This window comes from Marinobacterium sp. MBR-109 (genome assembly GCF_040547565.1).
Classification (GTDB): domain Bacteria; phylum Pseudomonadota; class Gammaproteobacteria; order Pseudomonadales; family Balneatricaceae; genus Marinobacterium.
On record NZ_JBEPPZ010000006.1, the window covers coordinates 87,276 to 107,570 of the forward strand.

The 20,295-nt window shown below is 58.4% G+C and carries 18 protein-coding genes; 12 read left to right on the plus strand and 6 right to left on the minus strand.

Features of this window, described 5'->3' with window-relative positions; all coding sequences use genetic code 11:
* Positions 1–6: 6 nt before the first annotated feature.
* Entirely contained in the window at positions 7–1,416 is a 1,410-nt protein-coding gene (gene dacB, locus ABIE60_RS09535; RefSeq protein ID WP_354469197.1) for a D-alanyl-D-alanine carboxypeptidase/D-alanyl-D-alanine endopeptidase, read from the minus strand.
* 100 nt (positions 1,417–1,516) lie between these two features.
* On the opposite strand from dacB, the gene ABIE60_RS09540 reads away from it, so the two are divergent.
* From ABIE60_RS09540 to ABIE60_RS09555, 4 genes are all read left to right on the plus strand, one after another.
* Entirely contained in the window at positions 1,517–2,107 is a 591-nt protein-coding gene (locus ABIE60_RS09540) for a DNA-J related domain-containing protein (RefSeq protein WP_354469198.1), read from the plus strand.
* Positions 2,108–2,237: 130 nt separating this feature from the next.
* Complete coding sequence (locus tag ABIE60_RS09545; RefSeq protein ID WP_354469199.1) at positions 2,238–3,635, plus strand: efflux transporter outer membrane subunit; 1,398 nt, start codon at positions 2,238–2,240, stop codon at positions 3,633–3,635.
* Positions 3,632–4,840, plus strand: a complete 1,209-nt coding sequence (locus tag ABIE60_RS09550) for an efflux RND transporter periplasmic adaptor subunit (protein ID WP_354469200.1) — start codon at positions 3,632–3,634, stop codon at positions 4,838–4,840. The genes ABIE60_RS09545 and ABIE60_RS09550 overlap by 4 nt, the downstream gene beginning before the upstream one ends.
* Positions 4,837–7,977, plus strand: a complete 3,141-nt coding sequence (locus tag ABIE60_RS09555) for an efflux RND transporter permease subunit (protein WP_354469201.1) — start codon at positions 4,837–4,839, stop codon at positions 7,975–7,977. The genes ABIE60_RS09550 and ABIE60_RS09555 overlap by 4 nt, the downstream gene beginning before the upstream one ends.
* A 4-nt stretch (positions 7,978–7,981) precedes the next feature.
* Here ABIE60_RS09555 and ABIE60_RS09560 read toward each other — a convergent pair whose 3' ends face one another.
* Positions 7,982–10,663 carry a DUF2339 domain-containing protein gene (locus tag ABIE60_RS09560; RefSeq protein WP_354469202.1) on the minus strand — a complete coding sequence of 894 codons (2,682 nt, stop codon included), beginning with the start codon at positions 10,661–10,663 and terminating at the stop codon, positions 7,982–7,984.
* A gap of 106 nt (positions 10,664–10,769) precedes the next feature.
* On the opposite strand from ABIE60_RS09560, the gene ABIE60_RS09565 reads away from it, so the two are divergent.
* A complete protein-coding gene (locus tag ABIE60_RS09565) occupies positions 10,770–11,153 on the plus strand; it encodes a DNA-J related domain-containing protein (protein ID WP_354469203.1) in 384 nt (127 codons plus the stop codon).
* A 24-nt stretch (positions 11,154–11,177) separates the two neighbouring features.
* Here ABIE60_RS09565 and ABIE60_RS09570 read toward each other — a convergent pair whose 3' ends face one another.
* Together ABIE60_RS09570 and ABIE60_RS09575 are read right to left on the minus strand one after the other, a co-directional pair.
* On the minus strand, positions 11,178–12,500 hold the full coding sequence (locus tag ABIE60_RS09570) for a multiheme c-type cytochrome (protein WP_354469204.1): 1,323 nt from the start codon (positions 12,498–12,500) through the stop codon (positions 11,178–11,180).
* A gap of 10 nt (positions 12,501–12,510) precedes the next feature.
* Entirely contained in the window at positions 12,511–13,062 is a 552-nt protein-coding gene (locus tag ABIE60_RS09575) for a cytochrome c3 family protein (RefSeq protein ID WP_354469205.1), read from the minus strand.
* A gap of 146 nt (positions 13,063–13,208) precedes the next feature.
* Between ABIE60_RS09575 and ABIE60_RS09580 the strand changes: the two genes are divergently transcribed.
* From ABIE60_RS09580 to ABIE60_RS09590, 3 genes are all read left to right on the plus strand, one after another.
* On the plus strand, positions 13,209–13,778 hold the full coding sequence (locus tag ABIE60_RS09580) for an NMCC_0638 family (lipo)protein (protein WP_354469206.1): 570 nt from the start codon (positions 13,209–13,211) through the stop codon (positions 13,776–13,778).
* Complete coding sequence (gene arfB, locus ABIE60_RS09585; RefSeq protein WP_354469207.1) at positions 13,779–14,192, plus strand: alternative ribosome rescue aminoacyl-tRNA hydrolase ArfB; 414 nt, start codon at positions 13,779–13,781, stop codon at positions 14,190–14,192.
* Positions 14,193–14,310: 118 nt separating this feature from the next.
* A complete protein-coding gene (locus tag ABIE60_RS09590) occupies positions 14,311–15,159 on the plus strand; it encodes a pirin family protein (protein WP_354469208.1) in 849 nt (282 codons plus the stop codon).
* Between the two features lie 22 nt (positions 15,160–15,181).
* Here the strand turns inward: ABIE60_RS09590 and ABIE60_RS09595 are convergent, their stop codons facing one another.
* Positions 15,182–15,766: a Spy/CpxP family protein refolding chaperone gene (locus ABIE60_RS09595; RefSeq protein WP_354469209.1), complete on the minus strand. Its 585-nt coding sequence runs from the start codon at positions 15,764–15,766 to the stop codon at positions 15,182–15,184.
* A gap of 186 nt (positions 15,767–15,952) precedes the next feature.
* On the opposite strand from ABIE60_RS09595, the gene ABIE60_RS09600 reads away from it, so the two are divergent.
* Entirely contained in the window at positions 15,953–16,333 is a 381-nt protein-coding gene (locus tag ABIE60_RS09600; protein WP_354469293.1) for a hypothetical protein, read from the plus strand.
* Positions 16,308–16,535, plus strand: coding sequence for an SPASM domain-containing protein (locus ABIE60_RS09605; protein ID WP_502914947.1), 228 nt, complete (start codon positions 16,308–16,310; stop codon positions 16,533–16,535). Before ABIE60_RS09600 ends, ABIE60_RS09605 begins: the two co-directional genes overlap by 26 nt.
* Positions 16,536–16,564: 29 nt before the next feature.
* Here the strand turns inward: ABIE60_RS09605 and ABIE60_RS09610 are convergent, their stop codons facing one another.
* A complete protein-coding gene (locus tag ABIE60_RS09610; RefSeq protein ID WP_354469210.1) occupies positions 16,565–17,110 on the minus strand; it encodes a DUF3087 family protein in 546 nt (181 codons plus the stop codon).
* Positions 17,111–17,369: 259 nt separating this feature from the next.
* Between ABIE60_RS09610 and ABIE60_RS09615 the strand changes: the two genes are divergently transcribed.
* Both ABIE60_RS09615 and ABIE60_RS09620 read left to right on the plus strand, forming a co-directional pair.
* Positions 17,370–18,956 carry an ABC-F family ATPase gene (locus ABIE60_RS09615; RefSeq protein ID WP_354469211.1) on the plus strand — a complete coding sequence of 529 codons (1,587 nt, stop codon included), beginning with the start codon at positions 17,370–17,372 and terminating at the stop codon, positions 18,954–18,956.
* Positions 18,957–18,971: 15 nt separating this feature from the next.
* Complete coding sequence (locus ABIE60_RS09620; protein WP_354469212.1) at positions 18,972–20,270, plus strand: DEAD/DEAH box helicase; 1,299 nt, start codon at positions 18,972–18,974, stop codon at positions 20,268–20,270.
* The last annotated feature ends 25 nt before the right edge of the window (positions 20,271–20,295 follow it).

Genomic DNA, 20,295 nt, shown 5'->3' on the forward strand with positions numbered 1-20,295 from the left:
GTTTTTTCAGCCGTTGTGGTAGATCCATTCCAGCAGCTCACGTTCAAATGCCGTGATCGGGCTGGGGCCGTGAAACCTGTCCGGCAGGCTGATGCTGCTCAGCAGCAGTACAAACAGATAGCGTTCACCCGAGGCCGTATCGATATAGCCGGCCAGATTACGGCTGCCATTGACGGTACCGGTTTTGGCCTTGATCGCCCCCTGTAACGGAGGTAGTCGTGTGCTGGCCCTGTACTTCAACGTGCCGCTGGTGCCCGAGACCGGTAGTGACTGATAGCTGTGAAGTTCAGGGTGTGCCGCCAGCCAGTGCAGCAGTTGAGCCAACTGACGGGCCTGAATCAGATTGTCCCGCGACAGGCCTGAGCCATCACTGAGTGCTGCCAGGTGCAGATCAACACCGGTATGCTGCCGGATAATCGTTTTCATGGCGCGGACGCCGCTTGCAAAGCTGCCGGACTCACCGGAGTGGATCGGCAGGGTTTTAAGCAGCAGATCCGCAATCAGATTGTCGGAGCGCTGCAGAGTCTGTTGCAGCAGCTCAGCCAGCGGCGCGGACTCTACCTGTGCCAACTGTTGCCAACCTGCACCAAGCGCCCCCGGAGCAATATCGCCTCTCAGGACGATGCCCTGTCGGCTAAGCTCCTGACGAATACGTGCCTTGCCGTGGGCAACAGGGTCGTTGATGGCAAACTTGAGCGGCAGTACATCACGCCGATCACTGATGCAGCCGCTGAGATGGTAACGGTTGCCGGGACCGAGGCGCGATTCCAGTTCGCATAACTGCTGTTCGATCTGTTCTTCGGGCAGCACCATCACGCTGGATGTGACTTCGATCGGCTGGTGGGCCGGTACAAAGAAGCGGGCGGGCTTGCCGCTGCCGCGGTTGTTCAGGCTTGCCTGAATGCAGTTGCCTTCGATTGTCAGTGCCGTCACGGGGGCGCTGTAGCACACGCCCAGATTGTTCCAGGGCCAGCCGTGAGCACGGTCGTAACCGCTGAAACGGCTGATATCGAGCAGAATGTCCCCCTCTATCTCGCGTACACCCTGCTGTCGCAGTCGTGTCAGCAGTTCTCCCAGCTGGGCCACGTTCAGGTCAGGTGCGCCAGTGAATTCAAACAGCAGATCACCCTGCCAGCGCCCGCCCTGCTGCTGTCCGCGTTGCCAGAGGCGAGTGGGGAAGCGGTAGTCCGGCCCCAGCGCAAGCTCGGCGGCCGTGGCGGTAAACAGTTTCAGCGTGCTGGCCGGAGGCAGCAGAGTGTCGCCGCGGTAATCGATCTGCAGGGCACCCGTTGTACTCAACGGTGCCACCACAAGTGCCATCTGACTGCCTTCAGGTGCCAGATCAAGAATCTTTTTCCACTCCTGAGCATGGACAACAGGCGCCAGTAACAGCAGGATAAAAAGTCGCAACAGCATGGTGAGTCTGCCTTTTGTGTTGAGCTGGGGAGTTGAACCGAATAATAGATGCATTGTGCCAGACCGCTACTGAACAAATACAGCGCTGAACGGAGTCGAGATGAGCCCTGATATTGCCTCAAACCCCCTGATCCCCGAACTGCTGGCGCTGCTGCGGGCCCATCCGGATGGGATCAGTGAGTTTAGGCTGATGAAAGGACTGGAGGCGCACCCCGCCTTTGCCGAACTGGCCGATGACTATCAGCTGCGCCTGTTTCAGAAGCATTTCATGATCATGCACGGTCTTTATACCCTGCAGACTCGTCTCTGGTATGAAGAACAGCTGCGGCTCGAGATCTCTCCACTTTGTGTGCGCTGCCATGCTGAAACTGTAGACAGCATCACCCAGCAGGCATCCGTTCCCGGCGCGGCCGATCCTCTGCGTGATTACTATCTTGACTGGGAGCAACTGCAACATACCAGTGCTCGAGATGTGCAACGCCTGCTGGCAGGCTTCATGGAGCAGCTTGATCACCCCGGTGCCCGGCACAAGGCGCTGGAAACGCTGGAGCTTGAAGCCGGCGCAAGCCAAGAGGCGATTCGCAGTCGTTATCGTCAGCTGGCCGCGCAGCTGCACCCTGACAAGGGAGGGGACAGCGAGGCGTTCATTGAAGTGCGTCGTGCCTACGAACTGCTCCGTTCCGGCGGTTGATCATGTAAAGATCTGTAAAAGCCGCTGTCGGTAAAGGAACAATCCTCTAATATAAGGTTCTCACGGGACTGGCAGGCGCACAGCATGATGCCCGCTGCCGGTGTGTATCCGTACGAAACAGGGAACCGATGTGCGAATCCTACTCCTATTGCCCATGCTGCTGGTGCTGAGTGCCTGCAGCAGCCCGCCAAAATTGATGTCGCCGCAACCCGAACTGCCCGCCAACTGGTCCAGCGCCGAAGGGAGCGACACGGCACCGGTCTCGGAAGAGCTTCGTGGCTGGCTGGTGCAGCTGAATGACCCACGGTTGCAGGAACTGGCGACTGAAGCCCTGGCGGCCAATCCCGGACTGCAGGCCGCTCGGTACAGTGTGAGTCGCAGCCGTGAAGCGGTGGATATAAGCCGTGCAGATCGGTTGCCTTCGCTGGCACTGAATCTGGGCAGTACCCGCAGGGAAGACAGTGATCGGGTGGACTCCCTCGATTTCAATATCAGCTGGGAGCTGGACCTCTGGGGCCGGCTCAGTGCGCGTCAGCGTCAGGCCCGACTTGACCTGGCTGCGGCTGAAGCCGGGTTGAGACAGCAGGAACAGTCGCTGGTGACCAAGCTTGGCACACAATGGTTTGCCCTGCAGGAGGCCCAGCTGCTGCTCGACCTGTACCGTCAGCGTCGTGACAATCTGGCGCAGAATGTCGAGGTGATCGAATCCGGCTACCGCCAGGGATTGAATGAGGCACTGGACCTGTTTCTGGCACGTAACAACCTGCATGCCGAAAGTGCCCGTGTTGAGCAGCAAACCCAGCAATTGGCTGAAATCCGTCGCGAACTGGAGTTGCTGCTCGGGCGCTATCCGTCTGCTCGGTTGACCGCAGGGGCCGCGTTGCCCTGGCTGGAGACTGAAATACCGGCAGGATTGCCGGCCGATGTGTTGACCCGCCGCCCCGATCTGCAGCAGCAGTGGCTGGAGTTGCTGTCAGCCGATGCCGCTCTGGCGGCTGCCCACCGTGATCGTTTCCCCAGTCTTGGCCTGACCAGTACCGGTTTGGGCGGCAGCAGTGATGCCTTGAGTGATCTGTTGTCACTGGGCAACCTGAGCTGGAGTATCGGTGCGCGGCTGACGCAAACGCTGTTTGATGCCGGTCGCAAGGAATCGTTGCAGGATCAGGCACTGGCGCGTCGGCAAGAGCTGGAACAGCGCTGGCTGGAAGCGGTGTACGCCGCGCTGGCCGAGGTGGAAAATGCGCTCTCGGAGCGGCAGAGCCTGCTTGAACGTCATGCCCAGTACCTGGAAGCCCAGCGCAATGCCGTGCATGCCGAAAGCCTGGCCTTTGAGCAGTATCAGAAGGGCTTGACCAACTACACCACCGTACTGGAATCCCAGCGACGTTCCTTTGATGCCCAGACCAGTGTATTGGGGCTGCGCCGCCAGCTGCTGCAGAATCGGGTCGAACTATACCGAGCGCTGGGTGGCACTTTTCAAACCGACACCCTTACCACAGAGCCTGAGCAGGAGCCCGCCGGACAATGATCAAACGTACTCTTCCCCTGATCGTCATTCTGGTACTGGCCACACTGGGCTGGCTGATCTACAGCAACCCGCCTGAAGTGCACCGTGGTCAGCCACCGCAGCCGGCCAGAATCAGTGTGGATACCCAAACCATCGTTGCCGCCCCCTACAGGGTGGTGATCGAAAGCTACGGCCGCATACGGCCGCGCACCCAGAGCACCCTGCAGCCCCAGGTGGGCGGTGAAGTGGTCTGGCTGGCGGCCGATTTTCGTGCCGGCGGCTTTTTCGAGAAAGGTGAAGAGCTGATCCGGCTCGACAGCCGTGACTATGCGGCCGAAGCGGCCCAGGCTGAAGCCAGTGTAGCGAACGCCCGACAGCAGCTGGCCGAAGAGCAGGCGCGGGCCGATCAGGCGGCTGCAGACTGGGAGCGTCTGGGCAACTCCGGTCAGGCTCCGGCACTGGTGTTGCGCAAGCCTCAACTGGCCAGTGCTCGCGCCAGTCTGGCGTCGGCCGAGGCGGTGTTGGCCAAGGCCCGGCTGAATCTGGAACGGACCCGCATCCGTGCCCCCTATGCCGGCCGTGTACTGGAAAAGAGTGTTGATCTGGGGCAGGTGGTGTCCAGCAATACCACCCTTGCCGAGATCTATGCCGTGGACTATCTCGAAGTGCGTCTGCCGTTGCAGAGTCGTGATCTTGGCTTTGTGGATCTGCCCGAAGAATATCGCTTTGACCAGACCGGTGGCACACAGCCACGGGTTGAGCTGATCTCCGATCTGGTCCAGCGTGAAGTCTGGAGCGGTCGTATCGTGCAGACAGAAGGCGCAATTGATGCCAGCAGCCGTCAGCTGCATGTGCTGGCGCAGCTGGACGATCCCTACGGTGACAGGGCAGTGGATCGCGTGCCGCTGAAAGTGGGGCAATACGTCACCGCACGCATCGAGGGGCGGGAAATTGCGGATGCAATCGTGATCCCCAACCGCGCCATCTATCAGGGCAGCTATGTGTATCGTGTCGAAAACGGCGTGCTGCAGCGTCAGCCGGTCCGCATCGACTGGCAAAGTGAGACCGAGGCCCTGATCGGTGACGGGCTTGAACCCGGTGACGAACTGGTGTTGACGTCGCTCGGCCAGGTGATTTCGGGTACACCCGTGAAAGTCCGTGCTGCTGCCGACACCGGAGCAGCGTCCGGTAAACGCGTGTCCGAGGATGCAGGAGAGCAGCCATGATCGCCTGGTTCGCACGCAACCATGTGGCCGCCAACCTGCTGATGGTCACCATTCTGTTCACCGGGTTGATGTCGCTTAAATACAATATTCCGCTGGAGGTTTTTCCCAGCTTCGAGACCGACACCATCAGTGTGAATGTCAGCCTGCGTGGCGCAACCCCTGAAGATGCCGAACTGAGTCTGGCGACCCGAGTCGAGGAGGCGGTCAGCGATCTGGAAGGGGTCAAGCAGATCAACAGTCGTTCGGTGGAAGGGGGGGCGACGATCACGATCGAAGTGGACAGCGGCTACGATGCCCGTGAGCTGCTGGCGGATGTGAAGTCGCGGGTGGATGAGATCGGCACCTTCCCCAGTGAGGCCGATCAACCGGTAATCTCACTGGCCACCTTCAAGCGTGACGTGATTACGGTCGCCGTCGCAGGAGAGCTGAGTGAACAGGAGTTGCGCGGCTACGCCGAGCGGGTACGCGATGATCTGTTGCGCACACAGGGGATCACTCAGGTCGAGCTGGATGGGGTGCGCAACTACGAGATCTCCATCGAGCTTTCACAGGATCAGCTGCGCGCCTACGATCTGACGCTGTCCGATGTGGCCGAGCGGATCGGCAACAGCTCGCTGGATCTGTCAGCCGGCAACATCCGCACCGATGGCGGCGATATTCTGATCCGGTCCAAGGGGCAGGCGTACTATCGTGACCAGTTTGAGCCACTGGTCATCAAGGCCAACACCGATGGCAGTCTGCTGCGACTGAGAGATATCGCCAAAGTGACCGATGGCTTTGAAGAGTCGGCGCTGCGTACCCGTTTCAACGGTAAACCGGCGGCGATGCTGGATGTCTACCGTGTCGGAGATCAGAGCGCCATCGAGGTGGCCGACAAGGTCAAGGCCTATGTCCATGAACAGCAGTCAAGCCTGCCGCAGGGGCTTGAGCTGAGCTACTGGGGTGACGGTTCGCTGCTGGTCAAAAGCCGCATCAAAACGCTGACCACAAACGCACTGCAGGGCGGCATTCTGGTACTGCTGCTGCTGACACTGTTTCTGCGCCCTTCCATCGCGTTCTGGGTGTTCATCGGCATACCGGTGAGTTTCATGGGCGCCTTTCTGGTCATGCCGTTGTTCGGGGTCACCCTGAACGTGCTGTCACTGTTCGGTTTTATTCTGGTACTGGGGATTGTGGTGGATGATGCCATTGTCACCGGTGAAAACATTTACAGCCATCTGCGCAAGGCGGAATCCGGTCTGCAGGCATCCATTCGTGGTACACAGGAAGTGGCGGTACCGGTGACCTTTGGTGTACTCACGACAGTTGCGGCATTCCTGCCGATCGGCTTCATCGAAGGCGCCCGTGGTGCGCTGTTCGCACAGATTCCGGTCGTCGTCATTCCGGTACTGCTGTTCTCGCTGATAGAGTCCAAGTTCGTACTGCCGGCCCACCTGAAGCACCTCAAACTGCGTCAGAACGAAGTCGAGCGGCAGGGACGACTGTCGCAGATGCAGCAGCGTTTTGCCGATGGTTTCGAGCGCATGATTCTCAAGTATTACCAGCCGTTGCTGGCACTGAGCCTGAGACATCGACTGACCACGCTGGCACTGTTCAGTGGGGTGTTCATCCTGATACTGGCCTTTATTCTGTCGGGCTGGACACGCTTCGTGTTTTTTCCGCGTGTTGAGGCGGATACGGCGCGCGCTTCGCTGACGATGCCCAGCGGCACGCCCTTTGACGTGACCGACCGCAATATCGTGCGGATGGTTGAGGCAGCTCGGGCGTTGCAGGAGGCCTACCGGGATCCGAATACCGGTGAAAGCGTTATCATGAATATCTTCTCCACTACCGGTGGCAGTGCTGAAACCGGGCGTATCCGCTTTGAGCTGCAGCCGGCTGAAGAGCGGGAGCAGGAGGTGAGCGCCTCGGCGCTCATTAACGAATGGCGTGAGCGGATCGGGCCGATCCCCGGAGCCGAGACACTGACCTTCAGGGCGGAGATAGGGCGGGCCAGTGATCCGGTCAGCATCGAGCTGCGCTCGGGGGATGTGGATGATCTGCGTGCCATGGCACAGCAGGTAAAAGCGCGACTGGAAACCTATCCCACCCTGTTTGATATCGCCGACAACCTGTCAGACGGCAAGGAAGAGCTGCAGCTGGAGCTGACGGCACAGGCCCACCTGCTGGGGCTGACCCGCAGCGATATCATCCGTCAGGTGCGGCAGAGCTTCTTCGGGATTGAAGTCCAGCGAGTGCAGCGTGGTCGTGATGATGTGCGGGTGATGGTACGTTTGCCGCTGGAGGAGCGTCAGGCGATTGCCGGTCTCAAGGGGATTCTGATCAACACACCGGGCGGTGGTCAGGTACCGCTGGATGAGGTGGCGCAGCTGGTGCCGGGCAAAAGTCCTTCGGCCATCTACCGTGTGGACCAGTACCGTACCGCCAGTGTGGTAGCCGATATGGACAAGTCCAACACCAATACCACGGTACTGAATCGTGATCTTAACGAGTTTCTGACCGAACTGGTGCTGCAGTATCCCGGTGCAGAGTTCAGTCTTGAAGGGGAGGCCGAAGAGCAGCGAGAGTCCTTTGCCTCACTGGCGCTGGGGCTGGCGTTCGTGTTTTTCGTGATCTACAGCCTGCTGGCGATCCCGTTCCGCTCCTATCTGCAGCCGCTGATTGTGATGTCGGTGATCCCTTTTGGCGCCATTGGTGCAATAGTCGGTCACTGGATCATGGGGATGGACTTGACCATCATGAGCCTGCTGGGGTTAATGGCGCTGATTGGTGTGGTGGTGAATGACAGCCTGGTACTGGTGGACTTCACCAATCAGCGGCGCAAGGAGCTGCAGGCGGGTGGAGAGCATTCACACTTTGAGGCGACACGACAGGCGGTGCTGGTAGCCGGGGTTGCGCGCTTCAGACCCGTAATGCTGACCTCGCTCACCACCTTTATCGGCCTGATGCCGCTGCTGTTCGAGAAGGCCGTGCAGGCCCAGTTCCTGATCCCGATGGCGGTCTCGCTGGGCTTCGGCATCATCTTTGCGACGGTCGTGACATTAATCATGGTGCCGGTCAACTTCATGCTGCTGGAAGATCTGCGCCGACTCGGGCGTCGGCTGGCGAAGCGACCCGAGCCTGCCAGTACTCACTGACCCTTCACGAGCCCGCTCCGGTCCGATCCGTGGCCGGGGCAGACTCATGCGGCAGGCCTTCTGCCGGTGTCAGCCGCTGATGCAGCCAGGCCAATGCCAGCAGTCCCAACCCCAGCCCCATGAAGGAGGCTACCCGCCAGAGCCCGGTCAGGTCTGACATGTCGATCAGAAACAGCTTGGCAACGACGACCAGAAGCAGGGCCATGCCACTGCGGTAGAATGTTCGGCTGCGCAGCCAACTGCCGCCCAGCAGTGCCACCGAGGCCAGCAGCAGCCAGACGGCGGAATAGGTGTACAGCTCACCGTCCGGTGTTGGTCTGGCCAGGCTCAACTCGCCCTGCCACAGGTGGCGGATCTCCATGGAGATGAACAGCAGCAGGCTCAGCCCGGCAGCCAGCCCTGCCCAGCGACCTATTGCTGCAGGCAGCTGGTACCAAAGCAGTACCAGCAGCAATGTGGGGGCACCGTAGCTGACCAGCAGCAGATTCCAAAGGGGGGCGGCACTGATTTCGGTCCCGCTCCACAGCGGGTTGAAAACCAGCAAGACCCAGAACAGGTGATTGGCCGCTGCGCCAAGCAGATGGAGTGTTGCGATTACCTGATAGAAACGTGTCAGATACTGGCTGAGCCGAGCACGCCAGAGGTAGATACAGCCGGCGCTGCCCCAGATCAGGGTGTTGAGGCTGGCTTCCAGAAAACTGTACTCATGGTGGAAAATATCGCCGTCATACAGCCACCAGCGCACCTCGGCCGCCAGCGTCAGTATCAGCAGGTGGGCTGCACCGCCCTGCAGCCAGGCGGTCATTTTCACATCATTGCGAAGAATCCAGGCGGCAGCGGCAGCACAGATGCTGGCACCACCGTAGGTCCAGAGTGACCAGTGACTGTCGCTGGCATAGCTCAACAGCCAGGGGTTGAAGGTCAGGCGGCACACCACGATGGCCAGTACCAGCCGAATGACCCAGGGCAGCCACTGCAGCTGGTAGCGGCGTTGCAGCAGTGACAGGCTGATCAACTGAGCGGCAAGCGCCAGTGTCAGCGTTGCATCCACCAGCCAGATAACGGCTGCCAGAGACAGGCCCAGGTGGGCACTGCTGATCAGCAGTACCCGTACCAGGTCGCTGCCGGGCTGTTGCAGTGCGATTCGTGACAGGGCCAGGTAGATCAGGCCCAGTATCAATGCGGCACCGCCCCAGGCCCAGTCACTGCTGAAAGCGGTAAACAGGTAATAGCCCAGTGCCAGCATCAGCAGTGGTGTGAAACAGCCAAGGCCGATCCAGAAGGCGGCATGCTGTACACGCCTGAACACCAGCCACGCAGGGCCTGCCGTGAACAGAATGGTCAGCATCACAAAACGGGAGACCAGTGCGGCCTGAGCGGTTGCATCGGGGGCTGTAAACAGCAACTGGTCGCCGAAATAACTCAGCATCGGCATCACTGCAGCCAGCGCGGTTGTTGCCAGTATCAGTGCCGGCAGCGGGTTGAGAAGTGCGCGTCGGCTGGCGGCCAGCAACAGCAGTGCCGGCAGTAGCAGCAGGGTGGGATAGCTGCTGGCATGGACGGTTTCAAGTGCCAGTGTGTAACCCTGAGCCAGTACGATCAGGATCAGGGTTGGCAGTACCGGCCAGTGGCGTTGACAACGAACCTGACGCAACAGATCCAGCCAGCGGTTGGCAGCGGGCCCTGTCTGTTGCAGCAGCCAGTCCTGACCGGGTACGGCAAGAAACAGATACGCCAATGCCAGCAGATAGAGTGAACGCACCCCGTCAGCAGGTGTAGTGACAAGGCTCAAGGCCCACCAGCCGAGGCTGCCGATGATCACGCCCGCCCAGAGCCAAAGGCGTTCCACATAGGCCAGCAACCAGAGCGAAAACAGTGTCAGGATGCCGATATAGATCAGCGCCAGTTCAATCTGCCCGGAGCCGGTGCTGACCAGAATGGGCACCAGATAGCCGCCCAACATGCCCAAAGCCGCCAGCACCGGCCCGTGCCTTAGGGCAAGTGCAAGCGTGGCAAAAGACACCACTGCCATGGCGGCGAAAACAAGCCCCGGTGATACGCCTTCAAGCAGTTTGAAGGCGGCAAACAGGGCGGCGTAGAGGATGATACTGGCTCCGCCGGCGAGTGCTGCAAATACATCGTTCTGGCCGCGCTTGCGCCTGAGCCACTCGGCCAGTCCGTGCAACCCTGTACCGGCAATCAGGGATAGAATGACCCGCGCTTCAGGCCCCAGCAACCCCTGTTCGATGGAGTAGTGCACCATGAACACCCCGGCAAGGCCGACACAGATGCCACCGAGCCAGATCATCCAGTGGGCCTTCAGGCGTTCAACCAGCCCTGCAGACGGTTGACTGTCAGGTGATGGATGCAAAGGCTGAACTGTAGACGGTTCTGCAGGTGCTGAGGAGATAACGCCCCAGTTGGCATCCGCAAGGGCCTTATCCGTGGGCGGCGTGAGTGCGGTCGCTGTCCGGTCGGCTGCAGGCGTGTCTGAAGACTGGCTGCTGCGGGTCGGGGAGGGCATGGGCCGCTGCTGTTCCTGTTGCGTCAGCGATTGCAACTGGCGTTGCAGCTGGCCGATCTGCTCACGCAACTGACGGGTCACCACCCAGGCTCGAATGCCAAGGCCTGCGCCGACCAGCAGGAACAGGGGAAAGGCCAGAAAAAGCAGCCAAAGTTCATCCATAATTGACCTCGCACATCTCCTTGGCCTGCCGTTTTGCTGGCGCTGGAATCACATTGACTATAATGCAACAGGCCCGATACAGAAAGACAAGTGCAGAAGGTGTCGCATGATCAACCCGATCCTGCCGCAGGTGCTCAGTCAGCTGCGGCAACACCCCGAAGGGGTCAGTGAGTATTATCTGATGCGTACGCTGGAGCAGCAGCACGCGTTCGATGATCTGAATGCAGACGGTGCACTGGCGCTTTACCGCAAGCACTTCATCATTATGAATGCACTGTATGACCTGCAGCAGGTGCTTTGGGAAGAAGAGCATCGTGTACTGGATATTTCACCGACGCACATTGAGTTGCACAAGGCGCGCAACGAGTCGGATCAGGTGCAGGCCAATCCGTTGTTGAGCGAGTATTACCTTGACTGGCACAACTTTGAACAGACCAGCGCCGAAGACGTACAGCAACTGATGGATTCGGTGACCGGCCCTCGTCACTGAGGGCGGTCACCGACAACTTCCGGATCAGTCCTCTATCTTTCCGCTTTTGATCCGCTTTTCATACAAGGCCTCCAGCTTGTACATGGCCAGTTGCAGCTCGAAGAAACCGTGCCAGTGCGCATAGTCAGGCCCCGCCATCATGGCGCCATGACGGGCGCGTCGACCCTCGTGATGCCAGAGGTGGTAGAAGGTGATCTGGAATTCGTCGGTCCAAGGGTTGTCTTTCAACAGGCCCTTATCGTCCAGGTCATCCAGCATCTTCTTGGCCGGGTCATAATATTCCACGTTATACAGCATCACGGCCTTATCGCCCTGAGCGAAGAAACCCTTGGTATGTGACTCACCGTGACAGGAGCTGCAGACTTGCATCATCAGTTTGCGGCCGCGGTCACCATCACCCAGCAGTGGGCTCATCACGTCTGTGGAGTTGCGTTTTTCGGAGCGTTCATCCCAGAGGTTCCAGTACAGGCGTTCGGTAATGTTGTGTGTGGAGCTGAGCTTGCCAATGCCACTCATGTGGCAGGTTGCACAGGTTGGGGCGCGGTAGTCACCGGGCTCCCAGCCATCGGCGGGGCTGTCCCAGGTCCATTCCTGGCCTTCGGAAGCAAAAATCTGGCCGTGCTTGCTGTTCTCGAATACTTCGATGTCCGGGTGGTCCGGGCCGATGTGACAGCTGGCGCAGGCAGCGGGCTTGCGGGCCTCGGCAAGAGAGAAGCGGTGGCGGGTATGGCAGGCACCACAGTTGCCGGTTGCACCATCCGGATAGATATTACCCATGCCGGAGTTGGGCCAGGTTGAAGGGTCAGGCTTGCCATCAGCCAGCAGTTTGATCTCGGTACCGTGGCACTGCATGCAGCCGGTCTCGTCCGGGGCGTTGCCGAGCTCAGGGTTGTCACGACCTTCATGGAACTTCACCAGCGCGTGCAGGCTGTTCTTCGGAATGATCTGACGATAGGCACGGAAGTGACCACTGTGATTGAACTCATCCTGTTCCTGAGCATGACAGCGGCCACAGGTATCGGGGGATACCAGTGGTGTGATGTAGACGTTGTTCAGTCCCTCTTCGGCGTGCAGCTGTGCATCCACATCTCCCTTATTGGCAGCATGGCAATCGTTACAGCCGACGCCCACATGGCTGTGGCGGCTCTTTTTCCAGTCGGCAACAACACCGGGGTGTTCTTCCTGATGACAGCTGACGCACTTCTGGTCCAGCTCGGTCAGGTTTTTGCTGAACACAATGGTACGTACGGTGTTCATGTCGAGTCCGCTGCCCTCTTCAGCGAGCAGAGTTGCGGGGCTGAGTATCAGGCTCAGCAGCAGTAACCAGCGAAGTTTGATCACTAACATGACGGGTTCCTCATCCTTCAGTCGCCGGCATGGGCGAGGGTTTCGGGGGCGGGGGCAGAAAGCGTTCCAGGTCGGTGTGGCCCACTCGGTGGCAGTCAATGCACGTGTCTTTGATGGTGCCGAGGAAGTAGGGCTTGTGAGCCACGAACTGGGCGCTGTCCAGCTCAGAGCCGGATTGCAGATTGTTATGGCACTTGAGGCAGCCGGAGTCGTAGACATACTCATTGGCTCTCAACCGCTTGGCATGCCAGTCCACGTCTTCGGCGCCGATGACAAACTCCATCCACACATCCCAGGCCCCGCTGCGGGCTTTCTCGAACAGGTAGTGAACATAGTTGTCGTGGGGCAGGTGGCAGTCGGAGCAGTACGCCTGTATGCCTTGAGTGGACCGGCCGCCGTGTGGGTCACGCAGGAACGATGCCTGCATCGGTTTCATGCTGTGACAGCTGCCGCAAAACTGCTGATCCGAGGTCATGTTGATAGCGGTATCCGTCACCGCCCAGCTGACCACGATGCCAACCCCGGCCAGTGTCAGTATCAGCAGAGCCTTGATCCAGAACATGGCGTTAATATCCCTGTAAAATGCATGTTTTCTTGTTGTGAGCTGCAGCCTAGTTGATAACACAGGGGTTGTCAGCTTTTTGCGGCTTGCCTGACCTGTTACCAAAGTTCAAACTGATACCAAATATTCAAACAAGGATTACACTCGTGACGTTGAAACTGCCTTCTGCGCTGCTTGCCATGCTGGTGCTGATACCCACTACCGGTCATGCCGAAGAGCGGGCTCTGTTTCTGCAGAAAGTGTATATGTCGTTCTGTCTGAAACACTTTGATGACTACGGTGCGTTGCGGGCAGGCCTGATTGAACAGGGCCTGCCCAAGCTGGCTCCGCAGCAGGCCGCCCCCTTTTTGCAAGGGCGTGAAGGTGATGCCTGGCCGGTGCCCTATCAGGGTCAGTTCGGCCAGTTTGTACTCACCCTGCCGGCCGGCGACAATCTCTGTGCGGTGATGGCGCGCCGAGCCGATCCGGACAGTACCGGTCGCTGGTTTGCCACTCTGGCCGAGACGGCACCGGAGCCGCTGGAAGTACAGCAGGTGCTGGATGAATCCACACATACTCCACTCAACGGGGAGGCTCGCACACGGGCCTGGCGCTGGGCGGCTCCAGCGGCGCTGCAGCAGCTGCAGTTGACCCTGACAACAGCCAGTGAACCTGAAGCGGCCATTCAGGCCATGGTCTCGCTGGCGGTTATTCGTGCTGAACAGCAGGAGCGTTAAGTGCTACAGATATCCAATGCAGTCAGCATTGCCGACAGTGAAATCGAGCTTAATGCGATTCGATCCCAGGGCGCCGGCGGTCAGAATGTCAACAAGGTCGCCAGTGCGATCCATCTGCGCTTTGATATCCGCGCCTCCTCCTTGCCGGAGTTCTACAAGGAGCGGCTGCTGGCATCCAGCGACAGCCGCATCACTCAGGATGGGGTGGTCGTGATCAAGGCGCAGCAGTACCGAACTCAGGAGCAGAATCGTGAAGATGCGCTGCAACGGCTGGTCGAACTGGTCCGCAGCGTGACGCGGGTGGAGAAAGCGCGACGCCCGACACGACCCACTCGAAGTTCACAGCGCAAACGGATCGAGAAGAAAAAGCAGCGCGGCAATATCAAGTCGATGCGTGGAAAGGTTGATTCCTGATTATCAATAAAGCTGATTGTTAGTCGCTGTTTTTTACTGTTCCTGATCTGTCTGGTAGATACAATAATAGGGTCATTCCATTCATATCAGCGTTGCCCCGTGCACGAGGAGTCTTGAAATGACCGACCGTACCATCAAACGCCGTATCACCGCCCGCCCCAGCCGGGACGGTGCCGGTGTCAGCCTGCTGCGCAGTGTGGGTCAGTCCCCCGGTCAGCGTATCGATCCTTTTTTGATGCTGGACTGTTTTTTCTCCGATAACCCGGACGACTACATTGCCGGCTTCCCGGCTCACCCTCATCGCGGCTTCGAGACCGTCACCTACATGCTTGATGGGCAGATGCGTCATCGAGACCATCTGGGTAATGAGGCTGTACTGGGCAGCGGAGGCGTGCAATGGATGACTGCTGGCCGTGGCGTGATCCATGAAGAGATGCCGGAGCAGCAGGAGGGCCTGATGCGCGGATTTCAGCTCTGGATCAATCTTCCGGCAGCGGAAAAAATGATTCCGGCGAAGTATCAGGAGTTTGCGGCTGAGCAGATCACCAGCCTTGAAGAGACTGACAGTGGCGCGCAGCTGAAGCTGATCGCAGGTGAAGTGCAGTTGAACGGGCAGTTATACAGGGGGCCGGTCAGCGGTGTAAGCCGAGCACCGCTTATGCTGGATATTCGTCTGCCCGCCAATGCCGCGTTCAGCCTGCCGTTGGCGGATGATCGTGCCGGGTTTGCTTACCTGTTTGAAGGGGCTGCACAACTGGGAGAAGACACGCTGAACCTGCACGAAGCCGGTGAACTGGGTGCGGGCAACCGGATCAAACTGCAGGCGGGGCCAAACGGGGCCGCCATACTGGTGCTGGCAGCCCAACCGATCAAGGAACCGATCGCGCAATACGGTCCCTTTGTGATGAACACGCCTGAAGAGATCGATCAGGCAATCAATGACTACCGCAACGGGACTCTGGTCTAGAGTCCCGATCGGAACAGGGTGCTTACTGCCAGCCGCGGAACATCTGCCGTTGCATCTGCTGCATCTGTTGGCGCTGCTCTTCGGTGAGCACCTCATTCATCTCATCCTGTGCCTTGAGGCGTGCCTCGAACAGCTTCTGCTGACGTTCCTGCATCTGTTTGTGTGCCTGCAGCAGCTGTTTGCTGTCTGGCTGACCGTCCTGGTACAGCTTCATCATCTCCTGCTGATGAGCCTGCATCTCCTGCATGTGAGTTTGCTGTTGTTGCCAGAGCTGCTCGTTGATCTTGTTCATCTGCTTCTGCTGCTTTTCATCCAGCTCGAGAGCATACCCGGCACCTCCCTGAAGGCCCCCCATCATCGGACAGGGCATCATGCCCATACCGCCCATCATCGGGCCGCCGTGCATCATGCCCATACCCATGCCGTATCCCATCATGGGGCCATATCCCCCCATCATGAAGCCTTGTCCGCCCATCATGCCGGGCCCTTGACCGGACATGTGCGGACCTGAGCCCATACCCATGTGCCCCTGCGCGGCGACCGATGCACTCAGGCCAAGACCCAAGGCTGCTGCCAGCAGCAAACGGGGCGTTTTGTATGTGTTCATGGAAATCTCCTTGCATTGTTCATTCGACGTTGAATGTCGAGTGATCCAAGCATGGCACAGGATAGGTGATGCGCAAGAAGCATCAGGCTGCAGAAATCTACCAAAACCGATCAAAATTGTGCAATACAGGGAGGGTGTACCAGCGCTACATTTGACCCAACTATAACTATAAGCTTTGGTGGGTATATGAAGATCATTATATTTTCTGATGTGCCTGTGGCTGATATTGGTGACCAAATTGAAGCTGATTTTTGTATCAGGCCAGAATTTATATTATCAGACAAGCTGAATGACATGATGCTGAAGCAGTATCAACCCCTGCTGGATGCAAGGGACAGTCTTGTAATATTGATATCCTCATCGGGTTATGGTCAGGTTATGGATTCCGTCATCAGAATACGCTCATTTTCCAGTGTGCCGATTATTGTGGCCGCCAGAAATCTTTCGAGAGCTGATGAATATATACTGCGTAACGCAGGTGTTGATGATTTTCATGATAGCCTGGTATACGACAATATTTTCTGTTTGCGGCGACGACTGGATGCAGGAGCCCTGTCGCTCCTGTGACGAGAAGGAACAGGATCTGGGTGGCTGTCGCTGTCAGGCCTACATGCTGGCCGGTGACATGAACGCCGCAGACCCGGTGTGCAGCAAGTCACCGCATCATCAGAAAATTTTGGATGCCCGCGCCGCCGCCGAGCACAGCGGCGCAGACACCCCGATCACTTTCCGCAACGAGCGCAACTCACGAGTGTTTGCGCGTGGATGAAGGGGGAAGTCTGGTGCAGCGGCAAAGCCCTACGGCTTTTTCTTGTACGCTGCCTTGAGCTGATCGACCCATTCCGGGTGGAAGGTACCCTGATCAGAGTTGATCTCCAGTGCTTCAAGACGGCTCTGGTGTGCCCGGCTGTCTGGCAACAGATCCGCCAGTGCGCTTTCGTTGTTTTCCAGCCGATACATCTGCTCGAGGCCCTGGTGATAGAAACGCATCGCTTTCATCGCCACCGGGTCTTCCACTTCAACGCCCGCCTTAAGCTGGTGCATGATGTTGGTCAGGCTCATCAGGCTGCGCTTGAGTCGCCAGTTATAGCGTGCCGATTCCATCCAGGGCTGTTTCAGGTAGACCAGCCTGAATATGGCGGTTGTTACAACTACCCCGGCAATCACCCCGGCCAGATTCCAGCGGAAGTTGCCACCCTCGGGGTCGCCGAAGAAATTCACACTGAGCGTAGCCAGCGTCATGGCAATGACAGCAAAGGTACCCATAACGATCAGGTTGCTTTTGCGGGTTTCCCGGCGGAACTGCTCAGGGTTGCGTGATTCAAGGGTGAAGGACTTGGACATGACAGGCTCAACCGAATGTGAGGATTTGACGCAGATTAACAGCTATCTGCCTGATCTCAACCCTGCGGCCATCTGATTAGAGTGCTTTGCCGGCGCAGGACCCTGTGCCGATGGAGCGGTGAGTATTACGTTCATGCTTTCTTCCCCCTCTCTACTCGCCTGCGCTTTTATGCGATAATCCGCATCTTTGGTAGTATCACCTGCCGGTTATCAACCATCGGCCCGCCATACCCTTTCAAGACCAATCGAGTAGATTCCATTGCTGACCACTGCGAATATCACCATGCAGTTTGGCGCCAAGCCACTGTTTGAAAATGTTTCCGTTAAATTCGGTGACGGTAACCGTTACGGCCTGATCGGCGCCAACGGTTGCGGCAAGTCCACCTTCATGAAGATTCTGGGGGGCGATCTGGAGCCTACCAGCGGCAACGTCTCCAAGGACCCGAACGAACGTATCGGCAAGCTGCGGCAGGACCAGTTCGCCTATGAAGCGTTCAGCGTGGTTGATACCGTGATCATGGGTCACGAGGAGCTGTGGAAGGTCAAGGCTGAGCGTGACGCGATCTATGCGAAAGCCGAGATGAGTGAGGCGGACGGCATCCGGGCCGGCGAGCTGGAAGGCGAGTTTGCCGAGATGGACGGTTACACCGCCGAGTCCCGTGCCGGTGAGCTGTTGCTGGGCGTGGGTATTCCGGTAGAGCAGCACTTCGGCCCGATGAGCGAAGTGGCGCCGGGCTGGAAACTGCGTGTGCTGTTGGCGCAGGCCCTGTTCTCGGACCCGGATATCCTGTTGCTCGATGAGCCCACCAACAACCTGGACATCAACACCATTCGTTGGCTGGAAGGGGTATTGAACCAGCGTCAGTGCACCATGATCATTATTTCGCATGACCGCCACTTCCTGAACAGCGTCTGCACTCACATGGCGGATGTGGATTTCGGTGAAGTGCGTCTGTATCACGGCAATTACGATGAGTACATGACCGCCTCAACGCAGGCGCGTGAGCGCATGCAATCGGACAACGCCAAGAAAAAGGCACAGATTGCCGATCTGAAGGCGTTCGTGAGTCGCTTCTCCGCCAACGCCTCCAAATCCAAGCAGGCAACCTCACGTGCCAAGCAGATCGACAAGATCCAGCTGGAGGATATCAAGCCGTCAAGCCGCCAGAGCCCGTTCATTCGCTTTGAGCAGGACAAAAAACTGCACCGTATCGCACTTGAGGTTGAAGGGCTGTCCAAGTCATTCGATGAAGAGTTATTCAGCGGTCTGAATCTGACCGTGCCGGTGGCTGAGCGTATCGCCATCATCGGCCCCAACGGCATCGGTAAAACGACGCTGCTCAAATGCCTGGTGGGTGATCTGGAGCCCAGCGCCGGTAAGGTCAAGTGGTCCGAGAACAGCAACATCGGTTACTACGCGCAGGACCATGCGCACGAATTCACCGAAGCGAAAAGTCTCTACGACTGGATGGCTTACTGCGGTAAAGCAGGTGATGACGAACAGGTGATCCGCGGCACACTGGGCCGTCTGCTGTTCTCGCAAAAAGAGATCGACAAGTCGGTCAAGGTGATCTCCGGGGGGGAACAGGGCCGCATGATTTTCGGCAAGCTGATGCTGCAAAAGCCCAATATTCTGGTGATGGATGAGCCGACCAACCACCTGGATATGGAGTCGATCGAAGCACTCAACCTGGCGCTGGAGAACTATCCCGGTACGCTGATATTCGTCAGTCACGACCGTGAGTTTGTTTCCTCGCTGGCGACCCGTATCATCGAGCTGACGCCCACCGGCATCAACGATTTCCACGGCAGCTATGAAGATTACCTGCGCTCGCAGGCACAGTAATCACGAGGGAATATCATGTCCGCCTTTGCCGAACTGGGCCTTTGCCCTGAGCTGGTTGCCACCTTGGCAGCACTGGATCACCACACGCCGACGCCCGTTCAGGCACAAGCGATTCCACTGGTGCTGGCGGGCCATGATCTGATTGCCGAGGCACAGACCGGTACCGGCAAAACCGCCAGCTTTGCTTTGCCGATGATCGAACGCCTCAGCCGGGCACCTGCAAGCGGGGACTATCACCCGATCCGGGGCCTGATTCTCACGCCTACGCGTGAGCTGGCCGTGCAGGTGGGCGAACATGGTCTGGCCTATGGCCAGCTGCTGGGGATGCGGGTGGTCTCCGTGTTTGGCGGCGTACGTTTCGACAACCAGATCCGCAAAATGAAACGAGGCGCCGATATTCTGGTGGCGACCCCGGGGCGTTTGCTGGATATGCTGAAACAGAAAAAGCTGTCGCTGGATCAACTGGAAATGTTGGTATTCGATGAAGCCGACCGCATGCTGGATCTGGGCTTTATCGGTGAGATCCGAGAGTTGCTGACCTATATGCCGGCACAGCGGCAGACGCTGCTGTTTTCCGCCACGCTGAATGACTCGGTCGAGGTGCTGGCTGACAAACTGTTGCAGGACCCGAAACGGGTTGCGATTGCTGCACGCAACTCGGCCAGCAAGCAGGTAAAGCAAAGTGCCTACGCGGTGGATAATGCGGACAAGACGGATGTACTCGGTTTTCTGATTCGTGGCGGCAACTGGCAGCAGACTCTGGTGTTCACCCGTACCAAAAAACGTGCGGATCAGGTTTGTGCACAATTGCTGGAAGACGGCATCAGTGCGGTCGCGATTCACGGAGATCGCACCCAGCGTGAGCGCATGGCCGCACTGGCTGCGTTTACGGCGGGCGAGGTGAAGGTGCTGGTGGCGACGGATGTGGCCGCCCGAGGGCTGGATATCGAAGCGCTGCCGCAGGTGGTCAATTATGATCTGCCGAATCAGCCTGAAGCCTATGTGCATCGTATTGGGCGTACAGGGCGGGCCGGCTTGAAAGGCTGGGCAGTGTCACTGGTATCGCCGGAGGAGCGACGCTTTCTCAAGGATATCTCGGCCCTGATCGGCAAACCGCTGCAGCTGCAGCCTGTTCCGGTACTGGAAAACGGCAAGCTGATCGAAGGTGGCGTATTGGCCGAGAAAAAACGCAACCAGAGCGGCAATACGCGCAAGAAAAGCAGAGGCAAAAAGACCGGCAAGGCTCAACCGGCAGTGCCAGAACCCATTGCGCCCAGTGGCCCCGGCAAGCGCCCCTCACTGTTTGGACGTTGAACACCATAACCCGTTGGAACCAGGA

Coding starts and splice junctions, on each gene's coding strand:
- dacB (WP_354469197.1), bottom strand. CDS start 1,416: ATGCTGTTGCGACTTTTTATCCTGCTGTTACTGGCGCCTGTTGTCCAT.
- ABIE60_RS09540 (WP_354469198.1), top strand. CDS start 1,517: ATGAGCCCTGATATTGCCTCAAACCCCCTGATCCCCGAACTGCTGGCG.
- ABIE60_RS09550 (WP_354469200.1), top strand. CDS start 3,632: ATGATCAAACGTACTCTTCCCCTGATCGTCATTCTGGTACTGGCCACA.
- ABIE60_RS09555 (WP_354469201.1), top strand. CDS start 4,837: ATGATCGCCTGGTTCGCACGCAACCATGTGGCCGCCAACCTGCTGATG.
- ABIE60_RS09560 (WP_354469202.1), bottom strand. CDS start 10,663: ATGGATGAACTTTGGCTGCTTTTTCTGGCCTTTCCCCTGTTCCTGCTG.
- ABIE60_RS09565 (WP_354469203.1), top strand. CDS start 10,770: ATGATCAACCCGATCCTGCCGCAGGTGCTCAGTCAGCTGCGGCAACAC.
- ABIE60_RS09570 (WP_354469204.1), bottom strand. CDS start 12,500: ATGTTAGTGATCAAACTTCGCTGGTTACTGCTGCTGAGCCTGATACTC.
- ABIE60_RS09575 (WP_354469205.1), bottom strand. CDS start 13,062: ATGTTCTGGATCAAGGCTCTGCTGATACTGACACTGGCCGGGGTTGGC.
- ABIE60_RS09590 (WP_354469208.1), top strand. CDS start 14,311: ATGACCGACCGTACCATCAAACGCCGTATCACCGCCCGCCCCAGCCGG.
- ABIE60_RS09595 (WP_354469209.1), bottom strand. CDS start 15,766: ATGAACACATACAAAACGCCCCGTTTGCTGCTGGCAGCAGCCTTGGGT.
- ABIE60_RS09600 (WP_354469293.1), top strand. CDS start 15,953: ATGAAGATCATTATATTTTCTGATGTGCCTGTGGCTGATATTGGTGAC.
- ABIE60_RS09605 (WP_502914947.1), top strand. CDS start 16,308: ATGCAGGAGCCCTGTCGCTCCTGTGACGAGAAGGAACAGGATCTGGGT.
- ABIE60_RS09610 (WP_354469210.1), bottom strand. CDS start 17,110: ATGTCCAAGTCCTTCACCCTTGAATCACGCAACCCTGAGCAGTTCCGC.
- ABIE60_RS09620 (WP_354469212.1), top strand. CDS start 18,972: ATGTCCGCCTTTGCCGAACTGGGCCTTTGCCCTGAGCTGGTTGCCACC.